The organism is Arthrobacter mobilis, from assembly GCF_012395835.1.
GTDB lineage: Bacteria > Actinomycetota > Actinomycetes > Actinomycetales > Micrococcaceae > Crystallibacter > Crystallibacter mobilis.
In genome coordinates, this window is the sequence record NZ_JAAZSQ010000012.1 from 36,276 (window position 1) to 50,716 (window position 14,441).

At 69.1% G+C, this 14,441-nt stretch carries 12 protein-coding genes, 2 pseudogenes and 1 riboswitch; of the genes and pseudogenes, 8 read left to right on the forward strand and 6 right to left on the reverse strand.

Annotated elements, in window-relative coordinates; genetic code table 11:
* The first annotated feature begins 6 nt into the window (after window positions 1-6).
* Window positions 7-849 (forward strand): substrate-binding periplasmic protein, encoded by an 843-nt coding sequence (locus HGG74_RS12910; RefSeq protein ID WP_168486938.1) that lies wholly within the window; start codon window positions 7-9, stop codon window positions 847-849.
* Between the two features lie 281 nt (window positions 850-1,130).
* Here the strand turns inward: HGG74_RS12910 and HGG74_RS12915 are convergent, their stop codons facing one another.
* Window positions 1,131-1,637, reverse strand: coding sequence for a MarR family winged helix-turn-helix transcriptional regulator (locus HGG74_RS12915; protein WP_168486939.1), 507 nt, complete (start codon window positions 1,635-1,637; stop codon window positions 1,131-1,133).
* 314 nt (window positions 1,638-1,951) lie between these two features.
* Here HGG74_RS12915 and HGG74_RS12920 point away from each other — a divergent pair, with 314 nt between their 5' ends.
* A complete protein-coding gene (locus HGG74_RS12920; protein WP_168486941.1) occupies window positions 1,952-2,338 on the forward strand; it encodes a hypothetical protein in 387 nt (128 codons plus the stop codon).
* Window positions 2,339-2,497: 159 nt separating this feature from the next.
* Window positions 2,498-3,988 carry a signal peptidase I gene (locus tag HGG74_RS12925; protein ID WP_168486943.1) on the forward strand — a complete coding sequence of 497 codons (1,491 nt, stop codon included), beginning with the start codon at window positions 2,498-2,500 and terminating at the stop codon, window positions 3,986-3,988.
* A gap of 149 nt (window positions 3,989-4,137) precedes the next feature.
* Window positions 4,138-4,225: riboswitch (cyclic di-GMP riboswitch) on the forward strand.
* A 75-nt stretch (window positions 4,226-4,300) separates the two neighbouring features.
* On the opposite strand, the gene HGG74_RS12930 is transcribed toward HGG74_RS12925, so the two are convergent.
* Together HGG74_RS12930 and HGG74_RS12935 are read right to left on the reverse strand one after the other, a co-directional pair.
* A complete protein-coding gene (locus HGG74_RS12930) occupies window positions 4,301-4,519 on the reverse strand; it encodes a hypothetical protein (RefSeq protein WP_168486945.1) in 219 nt (72 codons plus the stop codon).
* Entirely contained in the window at window positions 4,519-4,746 is a 228-nt protein-coding gene (locus tag HGG74_RS12935) for a hypothetical protein (protein WP_168486947.1), read from the reverse strand. Before HGG74_RS12935 ends, HGG74_RS12930 begins: the two co-directional genes overlap by 1 nt.
* 294 nt (window positions 4,747-5,040) lie before the next feature.
* Between HGG74_RS12935 and HGG74_RS12940 the strand changes: the two are divergent.
* Both HGG74_RS12940 and HGG74_RS22310 read left to right on the forward strand, forming a co-directional pair.
* Window positions 5,041-5,376, forward strand: a pseudogene (locus HGG74_RS12940) (ATP-binding cassette domain-containing protein); the annotation flags it as partial.
* Window positions 5,377-6,064: 688 nt separating this feature from the next.
* Window positions 6,065-6,718, forward strand: a pseudogene (locus tag HGG74_RS22310) (efflux permease Rv1217c-related protein); the annotation flags it as partial.
* Window positions 6,719-6,766: 48 nt separating this feature from the next.
* Here HGG74_RS22310 and HGG74_RS12955 read toward each other — a convergent pair.
* Together HGG74_RS12955 and HGG74_RS12960 are read right to left on the reverse strand one after the other, a co-directional pair.
* The gene (locus tag HGG74_RS12955) at window positions 6,767-6,928 is read right to left on the reverse strand and encodes a hypothetical protein (protein WP_168486949.1); all 162 of its coding nucleotides are present in this window, start codon (window positions 6,926-6,928) and stop codon (window positions 6,767-6,769) included.
* A 229-nt stretch (window positions 6,929-7,157) separates the two neighbouring features.
* Window positions 7,158-7,844: a YqjF family protein gene (locus HGG74_RS12960; RefSeq protein ID WP_312856838.1), complete on the reverse strand. Its 687-nt coding sequence runs from the start codon at window positions 7,842-7,844 to the stop codon at window positions 7,158-7,160.
* A 212-nt stretch (window positions 7,845-8,056) separates the two neighbouring features.
* Between HGG74_RS12960 and HGG74_RS12965 the strand changes: the two genes are divergently transcribed.
* Window positions 8,057-8,875, forward strand: a complete 819-nt coding sequence (locus HGG74_RS12965) for an SGNH/GDSL hydrolase family protein (RefSeq protein ID WP_168486953.1) — start codon at window positions 8,057-8,059, stop codon at window positions 8,873-8,875.
* A gap of 51 nt (window positions 8,876-8,926) precedes the next feature.
* Here HGG74_RS12965 and HGG74_RS12970 read toward each other — a convergent pair whose 3' ends face one another.
* Window positions 8,927-9,601 carry a response regulator gene (locus HGG74_RS12970; RefSeq protein ID WP_168486955.1) on the reverse strand — a complete coding sequence of 225 codons (675 nt, stop codon included), beginning with the start codon at window positions 9,599-9,601 and terminating at the stop codon, window positions 8,927-8,929.
* A 37-nt stretch (window positions 9,602-9,638) separates the two neighbouring features.
* On the opposite strand from HGG74_RS12970, the gene HGG74_RS12975 reads away from it, so the two are divergent.
* Together HGG74_RS12975 and HGG74_RS12980 are read left to right on the forward strand one after the other, a co-directional pair.
* Complete coding sequence (locus HGG74_RS12975; protein ID WP_168486957.1) at window positions 9,639-12,173, forward strand: DUF4118 domain-containing protein; 2,535 nt, start codon at window positions 9,639-9,641, stop codon at window positions 12,171-12,173.
* A 150-nt stretch (window positions 12,174-12,323) separates the two neighbouring features.
* Window positions 12,324-14,300 (forward strand): APC family permease, encoded by a 1,977-nt coding sequence (locus tag HGG74_RS12980; RefSeq protein WP_168486959.1) that lies wholly within the window; start codon window positions 12,324-12,326, stop codon window positions 14,298-14,300.
* Window positions 14,301-14,441: the final 141 nt, after the last annotated feature.

Genomic DNA, 14,441 nt, shown 5'->3' on the forward strand with positions numbered 1-14,441 from the left:
AAAACCATGAACAAGCACTTCAAGGCCATGGCCCTCGGCGCGGCCCTCCTCACCGGCCTGACCGCCTGTGCTTCAGGCGGCAACGGCGCAAACAACGCGGTCGCTGACGACTGCAAGCCCAAGCATGAGTTCTCCACGATCAAGGAAGGTGTGCTGACGGTCGCCTTGACCAACACGCCGCCCTACTCCTTCGAAGAGAACGGCAAACTGGCGGGCATCGACAGCGAAATCCTCACCGACTTCGCCGCCCAGGAATGCCTCACCGTCGAATACGCCCCCTACACCTACGCCACCGCCGTCCCCGCCGTCGAACAGGGCCGCGTGGACGTGGCCATCGGCGGTTTTTACCGCACGGCCGCACGCGGCGAGGTCGTCCGCCTCAGCGAACCCGTCTACCTGGACGAACTCAGCGTCATCTCCAAGGACGGCGTTTCCACCGTGGACGGCCTGCTCGGCAAGAAGCTCGGCACGGTCGAAGGCTACCTCTGGGTCGATGCGCTCAAGAGCCTGCCGGGCACCGAGACCCGGACCTACCCTGATTCCCTGAACCTCGCCCAGGACGTCAAGGCCGGACGCATCGACATTGGCCTCGACGGCTACGGTGCCGCCGCCAGGTCCGCAGAGGGAACCGACTTCAAGGTCGAGGTCCTGGAGAAGGACGACCGGGTGCCGGCAACCGTCGAACCGTCCCAGACCAGCCTGCTCATGAATCCCGGCAACGACCAGTTCGGCGATGCCCTGGACGAAACCATCGTCGAAATGCGCGAAACCGGCCGGCTCGTCGAAATCCTGGAAAACAACGGCCTCCCGGCTTCCGCGGCGGAAGTCGGCGACGCACGCCTCATCTAAATACGCTGAATCCGGAGCTGAGGGACGGCCACCCGCCGGTGGCCGTCCCTCAGCCGTCCCCACCTCAAGTCATCAGCGGAAGAAAGGCTTTGTCCTGTACCCAATGCCGGGTATCGAAGAGGATTGCCTGCCGCCAGGCCGCGGATTTTCCCCACGGCGAGCGCGCTGGCCGCGGTTCCGTTTCACGTGAAACGAGGACCGTAGCACCTCCCTTGGGTCCGCAGGCGAGGCGGTCGCCCTCGTCCGCAGGCAGGGCGGGGCAGCAGGCAGACGCAGTCCCGTCACCCCGGCAGCTGCGGTGTACGCAGCGGGCCCTGTCCCCCGGAAGCGTTGTCCAGTTCGGCACCGATCACTTCCATTGCCGCCTCAAGCTCATCGGGCGCGAGGCCGGGCAGGGCTACCAACGCCTGGCGCAGGGCGCCGTCGAATTCCCCGTACAGCCATTCAATGGCGTTCTGCCCTGCGGGGGTGATGCTGACCAGGATGCTCCGCCGGTCCTCCGGGTTGTTGTTCCGGACCAGGAAGCCGGCGCGCTCGACCCGGTCCAGCATGGCCGTGATGGATCCGGAGGTAATGCCCATCATGGCCGCCAAGTCGCGGGGTGCGGTCGGCCCGCCCTCGTGCAGGTACCCCAAGGCCACGAGGTCGCTCGCACCGAGCTGCAGCTTCCGCGCCTGCGCAGTGGAAAAGCGTTCCCCCTTCAGGAGCAGGCGGCGCAGTGCCAGCGTCACGTCGCGGACGTCAGCTTCTTTCCCCTGCCCCCCGTTGGCAACGGCCATCATGGTCATGTCATCTCGATTCTGCTTAACGCCCATCAGGCGGGCGCTCAATGTCTGAATCCCCCTGGAACAGCTTACTCCGGAAAGGTACGTAGCTGCTCGATTAGCTTGACTGTCAAGCAAGTTGATTGATCGTTTAATTAACGCTACGCTATTCATGGTTCCGGTTCGGAGAGCAGGGAGGCAGGCAAAACTGCCTCCCTGCTCCGCGGCACCAAGCCCTTCACTCCGCCGAAAACGGCACCCGGCCTCGCGCCGGACACCCCCATACTCCCGGCCCCCCCCTTTGCTATGCCGGGCTGCCTGTCACCGAAAGAATCACCATGCGCAACTCTGCCAAGCTCCTTGCTGCTGTCGCCGTCGCCGGCCTGACCTTCGCCGCCGGCTCGGCCTTCACCGGCACCGGTGTCACCAACAACGCCGGCGCCACCCAGTTCATCGGCGGCACCGTCACCCAGACCGTCACCGGCGCCACGCTGTCCACCGTCGGGTACGGCTTCACCGATGCCACCAAGACCGCCGTCAACAAGGTCACCCTGACCTTCGCCGACGCCACCGGCGGCAAGACCCCCAGCATTGAGCTCAACGGGGCCGCCAACGGATTCACCTGCGAACCTGTCACCCAGAACGTGGACAACGGGGCCTTCGAATCTACCTGCGCCGGTCCGGCCCTGACCGGCCTGTCCAGCATCGCCGTCACCGTCAGCTAATACCGGCATCTGATACGGGAGCGGCCCGCCCCAGTACGGGCGGGCCGCTCCCCACCTGCCTTACTCCCCTAGCTACATGCTCCCCAGCTGCGAGGTCCCATGCTCCCCCGGTTGCTCCGCCACCTGCCAAGGATCCTGCTCATAGGTGCGGCGGGTCTCATGGCGGCCGTCGGGCTGGTCCTGGCCACCGGCCAGGCTGCCGTGGTGGTCACCCACGGAGTGAGCATGAACCCCGTCTACCACCAGGGGGACCTGGTGGTCGTCGCCCGCGCGCCGTCCTATGCGACCGGCGAGATCGTGGCCTATCGGATGCCCGCTGGCGGCGTCGTCACCCTCCACCGCATCATCGGCGGCGACGAGGCGGGCTTTGTCCTCAAGGGCGACAACAACCAGTCCATCGACCCCGTGAAGCCCACCGCCGGGCAGATCATCGGCCGGGCCGTCCTGCACCTCCCGCAGGCCGGGCTCTGGCTGCGCGGCCTCACGAGCCCGCCGGTGCTGGCCGTGATCGCCTTCGCCCTGATGGCCGGCGGCGGCACAGCCGTCGCCCGGCACCGACGCAAACGCAGGAGAACCGCCATGACCAGGCACACCGCTACCGTCCACGGATCATACGCCGCCCTGGCCGCGCTGCCGCTGCCCCTGCGCCTGGTCGCGGCCTTGGCCCTGGCCGCCGGCGTCCTGGGACTTGCGCTGGCGGTGCCGGCCTGGACCGGACCCCTCGAGGAATCCGGCGAGCCGCGCCGGACCGACGGCGCGAGCATGGTCTTCTCCTATACGGCCGACGTCGGAAAAACCCCGGCCTACGACGGAACCACCGCGACCTCGCCGGATCCGATCTTCCGCAAGATCACCGACACTGTCGACGTGCACATGAGCTACCGGGGGGAACCGGGCGCCCTGTCCGTCGCTGCCAAACTCTCCACCCCCGGAGGCTGGCACTCCACCGTGGCCCTGGCACCGGAGGAACGGTTTACCGGCGACCGGCACGAGGCGACCGTCACCCTCGACCTGACGGCACTTCAGGACAGGGCCGACGCTGCCGCCGCCGCCACGGGCATGCCCGCCGAGCCGGTCACCATCGCCTTCATGCCCCGCATCCAGACGGATTCGGGCAAGGAGTTCCAGCCCACGCTCAACCTGAACCTGTCCCCGCTGCAGCTCAGCCTGCCCGGAAGCTCCCAGGACCTGACCGTTACCGATGCGGACACGGCCGCCGGCGGTACGCCGCACCCCCGCACCCTCGGCATCTTCGGCTGGAGCATGACCGCCGGCACCGCACGGATCCTCTCCGCAGTCCTGCTGCTGGCAGCCCTGGCCGCCGGCACCGCCGTCGTCCTGCTGGCCCGCCGCCAGACTCCCGCCGACGAAGCCGCCGCGATCCACCGCCGCTACGCCTCGCTCCTGGTCCCGGTGCATCCGATGCCGGCCCCTGCGGCCAGGCCGCTGATCGACGTCGAGTCCTTCGCCACGCTGGCCAAGCTGGCCGAACGCTACGGGCTGCTCGTGCTGCACTGGACCCGCAGCGGCACCGAAACGTTCATCGTCCAGGACGAGGCGGCCACCTACCGCTACCGGACCGGAGTGCACCAGGCCCGCCCGGACCAGCTTGCCGCTCCGGTGGGACCGGCGTCCGAGGCGAGCCTCTGAGGCAGGCCGCCGCCGGCTGCGTTTCATACGGGTTTCCCCTGCGGACAGGGGCACCGTCCAAGGGTGCCGAAGGCTCCTGACTTCCAACGGTTGGAAAGTGATTAATCCGGATCCGGCTTGTTAGGATGACGCCTGGTTGAGCGCCCGCTCATCGACAAAGGCAAACCCGGTGCGAGCCGGGGACGCAAAGCCACGGGGCCCACGAGGTCAGCCGGCGCGGTCCTGACGAGTTCCGAATTCCTCCGGCACCAGCAACCCCCGGAGGCCCCTGCGCACGCGCTTCCGTCGCCGCGAAGGAGCACAGTAGGGGAATCAGCCCCGGTTGTCGTGTTCTTCGGTGTAGCCGAACGGTACCGCCGCGCTCAGCCCGACGGTGAAGTGCCGGTCGCCGTGCCGGGTGATCAGGATTCCGTGGGTCCGGTGCCGCAGGGCGGCTTCCATCACCGACTCAACCGCCGCATTGAGGCAGTGGTCCATCGAGGCACGGTTGGGCACGGTGATGTCGAGGTGGGACACCGGGCCTGCGGACATCAGCGGCCTGTTTCCGCGGGCCCGGGCACGGCCACGGCCACGGCCGAATAGCCGTCGGCCTTGGTATAGAGCGTGCGCAGGTCGGTGCCGTGGCCCTCCAGCCAAAGGGCATCGGCGGCGTAGGTGACGTCCTCGACGTACCCCGTGCGGACCAGGGCGCCGTCCTTGTGGATCTGGACCTGCCGGCCTATGAGTTCATTCCAGTTGGTCAGTGTCTGAGTATCCATCCTGCTTGCCTGTCTTGTGCTTCCTGCGCCCGCGCCGGTGCGGGCGGCCCTAGAAATGGTTTCTGCTGCTGCCCCGGCCACCCCACGAGGCCGGGATGTGAATATTATATGAATAAAGTTCATTTTATGTCACGCGTCACCTTGGCGGGGAGAAAGTCTCCCCTTCCGGGGCAGGTAGGCCGGTTGTAGGCTGTGCGGTGGAGAGCCGGGAAGCCTGGTCGGCCCGTGGGCAGCACCGCGGAGCGCTGTGGCAGCCGCGCAGCGCTGCGTTCCACAACGGAAAGGGGCGCGGCCATGAACGCCGGACCCGCTGTTATTGACGTCTCCCGCCTAGTGAAGGACTTCGGCCGAACCCGCGCCCTCAACGGCCTTGACCTGAGGGTCGCCGCGGGCGAAGTGCACGGGTTCCTTGGTCCCAACGGGGCGGGCAAGTCGACCACCCTGCGGGTGCTGCTCGGGCACATCCGCCCCACCTCAGGAACCGTAAAAGTCCTCGGCCTGGATCCGTGGGCGCATCCCGTACCTGCACACCGCGGCATCGCCTACGTGCCTGGGGACGTCAGCCTGTGGCCGAACCTGAGCGGCGGCGAAGTGATCGACCTGCTCACCGGCCTGCGCGGCGGTGCGGAGTACGTTCCTGGTTGTCCGGCACACCCGTGCCGACGAGGAGCTGGGGCGCTCCGAACTCATCGGCTCCGCTCCACTCCCCCGGTCCGCGCCATTGGCGGCGACCCTGCTCCTCGGGGCCGGAGCGAACCTTGGACTCTCGGTATCCGTTGCCGGCGGATTCGCCGCGGCCGGCCTGCCTCCGGAGGATCGGCAGTTGCTGGACTGGCCGTCGGGGCTGTGGGCCTCTTCTTCGTTTCGGTCGCGGCCACCGTGGCCCAGCTGCTGCCCTCCGGGCGCGGGGCCAACGGCACGGCGCCCGCACTGGTGGGGCTGGCCTATCTCCTCCGCGGCACCGGGGATGCACTCGGCACTGCCGATGCTTCGCTTACACGGGTCGAGGCCGGGTGGCCGTCCCTGCTGTCACCGATCGGCTGGGGGCAAAGGTCCCGGCCGTTTACCGAGGCTGGCAGCGCGCCGCTGCTCATCCTGGCCACGGCCGCTGCCGTACTGGCCGCCGCCGCGGTGCTGGCGCGGCAGCGGCGCGATCTCGGCGCCAGCATGCTGTCCCACCGGGCAGGACGTGCACGGGCCGGAACAGGAGGCCGCTCGTTCCTCGGGCTCCTCTGGCGCCTGCAGCGACCCACGCTGGCAGGGTGGGCCACCGGCGGTGCCACCTTAGGAGCACTCTCCGGGGCGCTCGGTCCGATGGGTTGCCGATACCATTGCCGGGAATCCCTCGCTGGCAGAACTGATCGCCCGGCTGGTCCCGGGAAGCCGGGCAGGTGTCGCCGAGGTGTTCAGTGCGGCGCTGCTGGGCATCGCGGGCGTTCTTGCCGCCGCAGCCGGGGTGCAGGCCATCCTGCGGATGCGGGCGGAGGAAGAAGAGGGCCGGCTCGACCTGCTCCTGGCCGTGCCCAGAACACGTATCCGCTGGTTTGCCGCGAACCTGGCCGTGGCGGCCCTGTCTACGGCCGCCGTCGCCGTGGCTGCCGGTGCGGCGGCCGCAACCGCCGCCTTCCCGAACGCTGGCAGCGGTTATGTCCTGCTATCGACCGGGGCGGCCTTGGCACACGTGCCCGCGGCCCTTGTCGTCACCGGGGCCGCTACGTTCGTCTTCGCCGCCGCCCCGCGGCTTGCCGTTCCCTTGGGCTGGGGTCTGCTGGCGGCAGCCCTGGTCCTTGGGCAGTTCGGAGAACTGCTCCGGCTACCCGTGTGAATGCAGAACTTCAGCCCCTTCCGGCACTCTCCGGCGCTTCCCGTCGAAGAGTTTGACCTTGGTGCCGTACTCATCCTGGCCATCATCGCCGCAGGCACGGCGGCAGCTGCGGCAAGCGTGTTCCGGTGGCGGGACGTCACGAACTGACCGAACATGACGGCGCGAAGCAGCTTCGCGGCGCCGGCGGCTGATGGCCTACCGATGCTTTCCGGTCCCGTCTTCAGGCGGAGCCGCCCGGCCGTCCAACGCCGTTGTCCACCAGCCGCGGTAGCGCAGCAGCGAACGTACCAGGAACCCGAGCAGCGTCCCTCCCGCTGCCAGGACCAGGAAGATCTGCCAGACCAAGTCGTCGCTCATAAGTACGTAGTCCGTTCCGTCGGCACCGGGACCGGCCTCTCCGGTCCTGCAGCAGTGCACACGGATGCTGCCCGGTGCCGGATCCGCCTGCATTCATCAAACATCGGCAGATGCCACCGCGGGGGCTTCTTGATGGATCCTTAACGGCCTCGGCCCGGATCTTTACGCGTTCCTGACGGCGGAAACCTGCACCGCTGTTTCACGTGAAACGGCAGGCTCGCCCGGCCGGTCAGGATATGGGCAGGGCAGAAGGCCGGCCAAACCGCGTGCGCACCCCCGGGGAGAAAAGCACCGACTCCGGCTGTCCTTCGAGTGCGAATCCGGCGGACGTCAGCAGCCTGTCCTGGAAACGGGTGAGCGTGGCGGGGTGCAGCGGCCACGGCCGGTGCGAGTTGGGAAGGAAGAGCGTACGTCCGGCGAAGCGGCTGTACAGCCCGAAGCGCGCCGTGAGCCACAGCGACAACTGGTCATCCGCTTCCCGGGCAAGATCCGGGCGTACGGCGAACGAGGAGTCCGCCTGTCCGCGGAAGCGTTCGACGTCGTACCCACAGCCCGGCACCGGGCCGTCCGTCACAAGGGGGCGGCAGCGCGACCAGACGTAGGGCAGGCCGGCCGCGCGGGCCGCGAGGACGAAGGCCAGCCGGGAAGCATCCAGCGACAAAAACACCACCCCGCGCGATCCGTCCGCGCCGCGCGAATACAGGCGCACGTTGACCTCGGTGAAGGATCCAAGGTACGGCAGCGGCAACACCGCCCCCAGCCGTGTCCCGGGGACACGGAAGCCGATGAGTCCCACCCAGGTTGATCCGTCGAACACGTCGGGTTCGACACCGGCGGGCAGATAGGGGGCCGCGGCGGAGGTGCTGATGCGCCAGTGCAGGAAGACGGCGTCGGCCCAGGATTGTTCCAGTACCAAGGGGCGGGGCACCTTTGGTCCGGCAGCGTCCGGACCAAAGCTGCCGGGTCGGTGCGGCCGCATGCGCCCAGCTTAGCCCGGCCACGGGTATGTGCGGACGGGCCGGACGGCAGCAACGGGCATGCCGTGGCGGCAGCTGCTTCCAATGGCTAAAGTCTTTTCATGTGCATGGCGCACCAGACGGCTCCCTCTCACCATCGGCGGCTGGCTTCATGCCCAAGATCGTCCGGATCCTGACCATTCCCGCGGTGCTGGCCGCGCTGCTGCTTATCCCCGGGTCCGCCGTTCCCCGGCCGTACCCGACAGTCATCGCCGGCCTCGGGGACTCGATTACCCAGGCCACGAACACCTGCTGCGGGCCCGGCAGCTACCCGGGCCGGTCATGGTCCACCGGCGACCTGCCCGCCGACGGCATCCGCAGTCACTACGAGCGGCTGGCTGCGCTGCACCCGCAGGTCAGCGGGAACAACCACAACTATTCCGTCAACGGCGCCAAAGCCGCCAGCCTCGCCGCCCAGGCGTCCAAGGCCGTGGCCCAGGAAGCGGACTACATCACCATCCTGATCGGTGCCAACGACCTGTGCGCCTCGTCCGCATCCGCGATGACCTCCACCGCGGACTTCGCCCGGCAGATCGATGCGGCTCTGGAGACGCTGCACCGGGGGCTGCCGCGGGCCCGGATCCATGTCAGCAGCATTCCGGACCTGTACCGGCTTTGGTCGGTCCTGCGCAGCAACCGGGAGGCCAGGAGGGTCTGGTCAGGCTCCGGCATCTGCCCGTCCATGCTGGGTGCCGGGACCAGTGAGGCCCAGCGCCAGGAAGTCGTGGCCCGCGAGGAGGCTTTCAATGCGATTCTGGCAGAGACCTGCGCCAAGTACCGGAGCTGCCGCTGGGACGGCGGCGCGGTCTACCGCTACAGGTTCTCGGCCGGCCAGATCAGCACCTTGGACTACTTCCATCCCGGCCCGGCCGGCCAGGCGGAGTTGGCGGAGCTGACCTGGCAGGCCTTCAACGGACACCATTCCCCCTGACGGCGTTCCGCGGGGAATCCCGCCCTTCCCCGGCTGCGCCCCGCGGCCCGGTCAGGCTTCGAACCGGTAACCCATGCCGGGCTCGGTCAGGATGTAGCGCGGGCTGGCCGGATCGGGTTCGAGCTTGCGCCGCAGCTGCGCGATGTAGACGCGCAGGTACTGCGTCTCGGTGCCGTACGCAGGACCCCAGACGTCATGCAGCAGCTGGGTCTGCCCCACGAGCGCGCCGGCGTTGAGCACCAGCCGCTCCAGCAGCTTCCATTCCGTCGGCGTGAGCCGGACCGGCTTGCCGTCCCGCTGGACCTTCTTGGCGGCGACGTCGATGGTGAAGTCCGGGGTCCTGACCACCGGAGCTTCGGCGCCGGGGTGTCCGCGGCGTACGGCCGCACGCAGCCTGGCCAGGAGCTCGGGCAGGCCGAAAGGCTTGGTGACATAGTCGTCCGCACCGCGGTCCAGGGCCTCGACCTTGTCGTCGGAACCATGGCGGGCCGAGAGTACGATGATCGGCACATCGGTCCATCCCCGCAGGCCCCGGATCACCTCCAACCCGTCCATGTCCGGCAGGCCCAGGTCCAGGACGACGGCGTCGATCCGGTGCCGGGCGGCGGCCTGCAGCGCGGCGCTTCCGGTAGCTGCGGTGACGACGTCGAAGCCGTGCGCGGTGAGGTTGATCTGCAGCGCGCGCAGGAATTGCGCCTCGTCGTCGACGACCAGCAATGCCGTCATGGCCTCCTCCAAGGTGTTTTCACAGAACAATAGGAACATGCAACGCGGAAAACTGCGCATCTTCCTCGGAGCCGCCCCCGGCGCCGGCAAAACCTATGCCATGCTCGAGGAAGCCCGCCGGCTCCAGGAGCAGGGGGCCGACGTCGTCATCGGTGCCGTCGCGGATCACGGCCGGGCCGGGACCGCAGCGCTCACGGCGGGCCTGGAAAGCGTTCCTCCGCCGGCGGACGGATCCGGGCCCGCCGCAGGCGAACTGGACCTGGACAAGCTGATCGCCCGGGCCCCGGAGATTGCGCTGATCGATGACTTCGCGCACGTGAACAGGCCCGGCGGCCGGCACGAACGGCGCTGGCAGGATGTCGAGGACGTGCTCGCTGCCGGCATCGACGTCCTGTCCACCCTCGATATCCGGCATCTGGCGTCCCTCGCCGATGCCGTTGCCGCGGTCACCGGCGTCCGCCAGGACGAGACCGTCCCCGACGAGGTCGTCCGCCGGGCCGACCAGATCGAACTGGTCGACATCGCGCCGGAAATGCTCCGGCAGCGGATCTCGCAGGGCAAGGTCTACCCGGCGGAGCAGGTCGACGCGGCGCTGTCGAACTACTTCCGTGTGGGCAACCTGACCGCGCTGCGGGAACTGGCACTGCTGTGGCTGGCCGACCGGGTCGAGGAGGGTCTGGAGGCCTACCGGGCGCAGGAGGGCATCAGCAACACCTGGCCGGCCCGCGAGCGCGTGGTGGTAGGCCTGAGCGGCGGCCCCGAGGGCCAGGTCCTGATCCGCCGGGCCGCCCGCATCCTCTCCCGGTTGAGCGGGGGCGAGCTCCATGCCGTGCACGTGAGCACCACCGACGGCCGGACCGCCGGCTCCCCCAAGGAACTTGAACAGCAGCGCCGGCTGACCAGGGAACTCGGCGGCACCTACCATGCGGTCACCGGCGAGGACCCTGCGGAGACCCTGCTGGACTTTGCCCGCGGCATCAACGCCACCCAGATCGTCGTCGGGATCTCCCGCCGCAAGGGACTGGCGCGGCTGCGGGGCGGCCGCGGCACCGGGGCCCGGGTGGTCCAGGGCTCTGGGGACATCGATGTCCACATGGTCTCCCATGACCAGGTCGGCCAGGGCGCCAGGCAGGCCCCGCCCCGGGACCTGGGCCGGACCCGCACCCGCGCCGGGGCCGTCCTCGCCGCCGTCCTGCCGCCGCTGCTGCAGGTCATCCTCGGGGTCATCCCGGGGGAAAGCTTCGCCACCGACATGCTCATCCAGCTGTGCGGAACCATCGCCGTCGCGCTGCTGGGCGGACTGTGGCCGGCGGTTACCGCCGCCGTCGCCGCCAGCATGATCGTGACCTACTTCGCCGTCCCGCCGACCGGGACCTGGAGCGTGAGCGATCCCGAACATGTGCTCACCCTGGCGGTCTTCCTGGCCGTGGGCACCGTGGTGTCGCTCGTCGTCGGCTATTCGGCCCGGCTGGCCCGGGAGGCCGCCCGGGTCCGGGCGGAGGCAGCCATCCTCGACGAAGTCAGCCGCGGTGTGCTCGCCGCCGAGGATTCGGTCGCCGGGTTCCTCGACCAGGTGCGCGGGCTTTTCCGGGTCGACGGCGCGGCGCTTTACACACGCCGCCTGCAGCCGGACGGCCGGGCCCGCTGGGAGCTGTCCGTCGCCGGCGGCACGGCAGCGCCGGACGACCCGGCGGACGCGGACACCGTCGAGCCGGTGGACGATGAGCATCTGCTCGGGCTGACCGGACGCACCCTGAGCCAGCGCGAGCGCCAGCTGCTGGCCGCCGTCATCCCGCACCTGCTCGCCATCCAGCAGCACCAGCAGCTGGCCGCCAGCCGGCAGGAGAACCTGCGGCTGGCCGAAGGCAACAAGATGCGCACTTCCGTGCTGCGCGCGGTTTCCCACGACCTGCGCACCCCGCTGGCGGGGATCAAGCTGGCCGTCTCCAGCCTGCGGCAGGACGCCGTCCGCCTCCCGCCGGCGGACGAGCAGGAGCTGCTCGCCACCATCGAGTCCTATGCCGACCGCCTGGACTCGCTCGTGGGCAACCTGCTGGACATGTCCCGGATTACCGCCGAGTCCGTCCAGCCGCTGCTGCACCCGCTGAGCTGGCGCGAGGCCGTCGAAGCCGCCCTGGCGTCCTTCCCTCCGGACCGGGTCAGGGTCGAGCTGGCACCGAACATGCCGCCGGTGGACGCCGACGCCGGCATGCTCGAACGCGTGATCGCCAACATTGTGGAGAACGCCCTGAAATACGCCGCGGACTCGGACATCGTCATTACCGGCGCCGTCGGCGGCATGGGGGCCGCGACCATCGACGGGCGGCCGGCCAGCGAACTGCGCATCATCGACCACGGCCAGGGCGTGCCCGCCGCCGCCGTCGTGGAAATGTTCCGACCCTTCCAGCGGCTCGACGACGTACCCGGCGGCACCGGCGTCGGACTCGGCCTGGCGGTGGCCAAGGGCTTTACCGAAACCATGGGCGGCCGCCTGCTGGCCGAACAGACTCCCGGCGGCGGCCTGACCATGGTCATCCGGCTCCCGCTTTCCACCGGGGATCCCGCGGACTGAGGAGCGGGCCAGGCCCCTTCGTGTCACGGGCATAAGGAAAGCGTTAAGAATCCCTGATCCGGGCCATTTTCCGGTCCGGGCCGGTGTTACGCTCCGGTAGTCCACCGGAAACCACACGGGGACAACCCGGATGCCCGAGAAAAGACATTGATGAGTTCCTCCACCCACTTCTCCATGCCCGCCAGCATTCCCCGGCCGGCTGCCCGGCCGGAACCCGGCGGCGCCTTCGGCCGCTGGCTGATGCAGCACCGTGTCCAGCCGGTGGGCCCGGAAAGTACCGGGGACCACGCCCCGCAGCAGCCCTGGTGGAAGGTCATGTGCCTGACCGGGGTGGACTACTTCTCCACCCTGTCCTACCTGCCGGCCATCGCCGCGCTGGCCGCGGGCGCGCTGTCCCCGCTGGCAACCCTGCTGATCGTGGCGCTGACCCTGCTGGGCATGCTGCCGATGTACCGCAGGGTGGCCCGGGAGAGCCCCCACGGGCAGGGATCGGTGGCCATGCTGGAGAAGCTGCTGCCGTTCTGGCGGGGCAAGATCCTGGTCCTGGTCCTGCTCGGCTTCGTCGCCACCTCCTGGATCATCACCATCACCCTGTCCTCCGCCGATGCCACCGTGCACCTGCTGGAAAACCCGTACACCCCCGGCTTCCTGCACGGCCAGGCCGTACCCGTGACCGTTGTCCTGCTGCTCATCCTCGGCGGGGTGTTCCTGCTCGGCTTCACCGAGGCGGTCGCCGTCGCCGTGCCCCTGGTGGCCGTGTTCCTGCTGCTCAACGCCGCCGTCATCATCACGGGCCTCGTCGACGTCCTGACCGAGCCCGGGGTCCTGGCCGGCTGGACCGGTGCGCTGGCCGGCTTCGGCGGTCCGGCCCAGATCGCCGGCCCCGCGATCCTTGCCTTCCCCCTGCTGGTCCTGGGCCTCTCCGGCTTCGAAACCGGGGCCAGCATGATGCCGCTGGTCGCCGCCGGCGGCCGCACTCCCGCCGAACGGCTCGCCTCCCGGGTGCGCAACACCCGCAAACTGCTCACCGCGGCCGCCATGATCATGAGCGCCTACCTCATCGGCAGCAGCATCGTGACCACCGTGCTGATTCCCGCCGAAGCCTTCGCCGAGGGCGGGGAGGCCAACGGCCGTGCCCTGGCCTACCTGGCACACGAACGACTCGGCAACACCTTCGGCACCGTGTACGACGTCAGCAGCATCCTGATCCTCTGGTTCGCCGGCGCCTCCGCCATGGCAGGGCTGATCAACATCGTCCCCCGCTACCTGCCTTCCTACGGCATGGCTCCCGAATGGTGCCGGGCGGTGCGCCCGGTTGTCATGGTCTACACCGCCGTCGCCATTTTGATCACCGTCGCCTTCAGGGCCGACGTCGACGCACAGGCCGGTGCGTATGCCACCGGCATCCTGGCCATGATGGTCTCCGGGGCCGCCGCCGTCGCCATCTCCACCGCCCGCCGGAAGCAGCATCTGGCCGCCGCGGGCTTCACCGTGCTGACCGGGGTGCTGTCCTACGCCTTGGGCGAGAACATCATCGAGAAGCCTGACGGGCTGATGATCTCGGTTTTCTTCATCGCCGGCATCATCCTCATCTCCCTGGTCTCGCGCATCACCCGGACGACCGAACTGCGGGCAGACCGGATCGAGTTCGACGAGGCGGCCCGGCGCTTCATCTCGGATTCCCTGGCCCACGACGGCCGCCTGAACCTGCTGGCGCACAAGCCGCTGTCGACCAGCGTGGCCGAATACGCCCGGAAGGAAGCCATCCAGCGCGGGATCAATCCGGTCCCTGGCACTGCCGATGTCCTGTTCCTCGAGATCGAGGTGGGCGATCCCTCCGGCTTCAGCGACGTGGTCCAGGTGCGCGGGGTGGAGGTTGCCGGGCACCGCGTCCTGCGGGCCGGAAGTACCGCGGCGCCCAACGCCATCGCGGCCATCCTGCTGGCCCTGCGGGATGCCACGGGGGTGCGTCCGCACGCGTACTTCGAGTGGTCCGAGGGCAATCCGCTGACCCACCTGATGCGCTACCTGCTGCTCGGCCAGGGTGACACCGCGCCGGTGGTGCGGGAAATCCTCCGCGAGGCCGAGCCGGATCCGGCCCGGCGTCCGGGGATCCACGTCGGCTGAACCTCGGGGCCCGTTTCACGTGAAACGGGAACGGTATCGCTTGAAGGGACACTGTCCGCAAGCCGGGTCCGGCCGGTGCCGGGTCGGTCTTGCGTGCCTGTTTCACGTGAAACAGGCGCGCCTGCCTTTATGTCCCGTGCC

Coding starts and splice junctions, on each gene's coding strand:
- HGG74_RS12925 (WP_168486943.1), top strand. CDS start 2,498: ATGGCGGCCGTCGGGCTGGTCCTGGCCACCGGCCAGGCTGCCGTGGTG.
- HGG74_RS12920 (WP_168486941.1), top strand. CDS start 1,952: ATGCGCAACTCTGCCAAGCTCCTTGCTGCTGTCGCCGTCGCCGGCCTG.
- HGG74_RS12965 (WP_168486953.1), top strand. CDS start 8,057: ATGCCCAAGATCGTCCGGATCCTGACCATTCCCGCGGTGCTGGCCGCG.
- HGG74_RS12930 (WP_168486945.1), bottom strand. CDS start 4,519: ATGTCCGCAGGCCCGGTGTCCCACCTCGACATCACCGTGCCCAACCGT.
- HGG74_RS12980 (WP_168486959.1), top strand. CDS start 12,324: ATGAGTTCCTCCACCCACTTCTCCATGCCCGCCAGCATTCCCCGGCCG.
- HGG74_RS12910 (WP_168486938.1), top strand. CDS start 7: ATGAACAAGCACTTCAAGGCCATGGCCCTCGGCGCGGCCCTCCTCACC.
- HGG74_RS12935 (WP_168486947.1), bottom strand. CDS start 4,746: ATGGATACTCAGACACTGACCAACTGGAATGAACTCATAGGCCGGCAG.
- HGG74_RS12975 (WP_168486957.1), top strand. CDS start 9,639: ATGCAACGCGGAAAACTGCGCATCTTCCTCGGAGCCGCCCCCGGCGCC.
- HGG74_RS12970 (WP_168486955.1), bottom strand. CDS start 9,601: ATGACGGCATTGCTGGTCGTCGACGACGAGGCGCAATTCCTGCGCGCG.
- HGG74_RS12955 (WP_168486949.1), bottom strand. CDS start 6,928: ATGAGCGACGACTTGGTCTGGCAGATCTTCCTGGTCCTGGCAGCGGGA.
- HGG74_RS12915 (WP_168486939.1), bottom strand. CDS start 1,637: ATGACCATGATGGCCGTTGCCAACGGGGGGCAGGGGAAAGAAGCTGAC.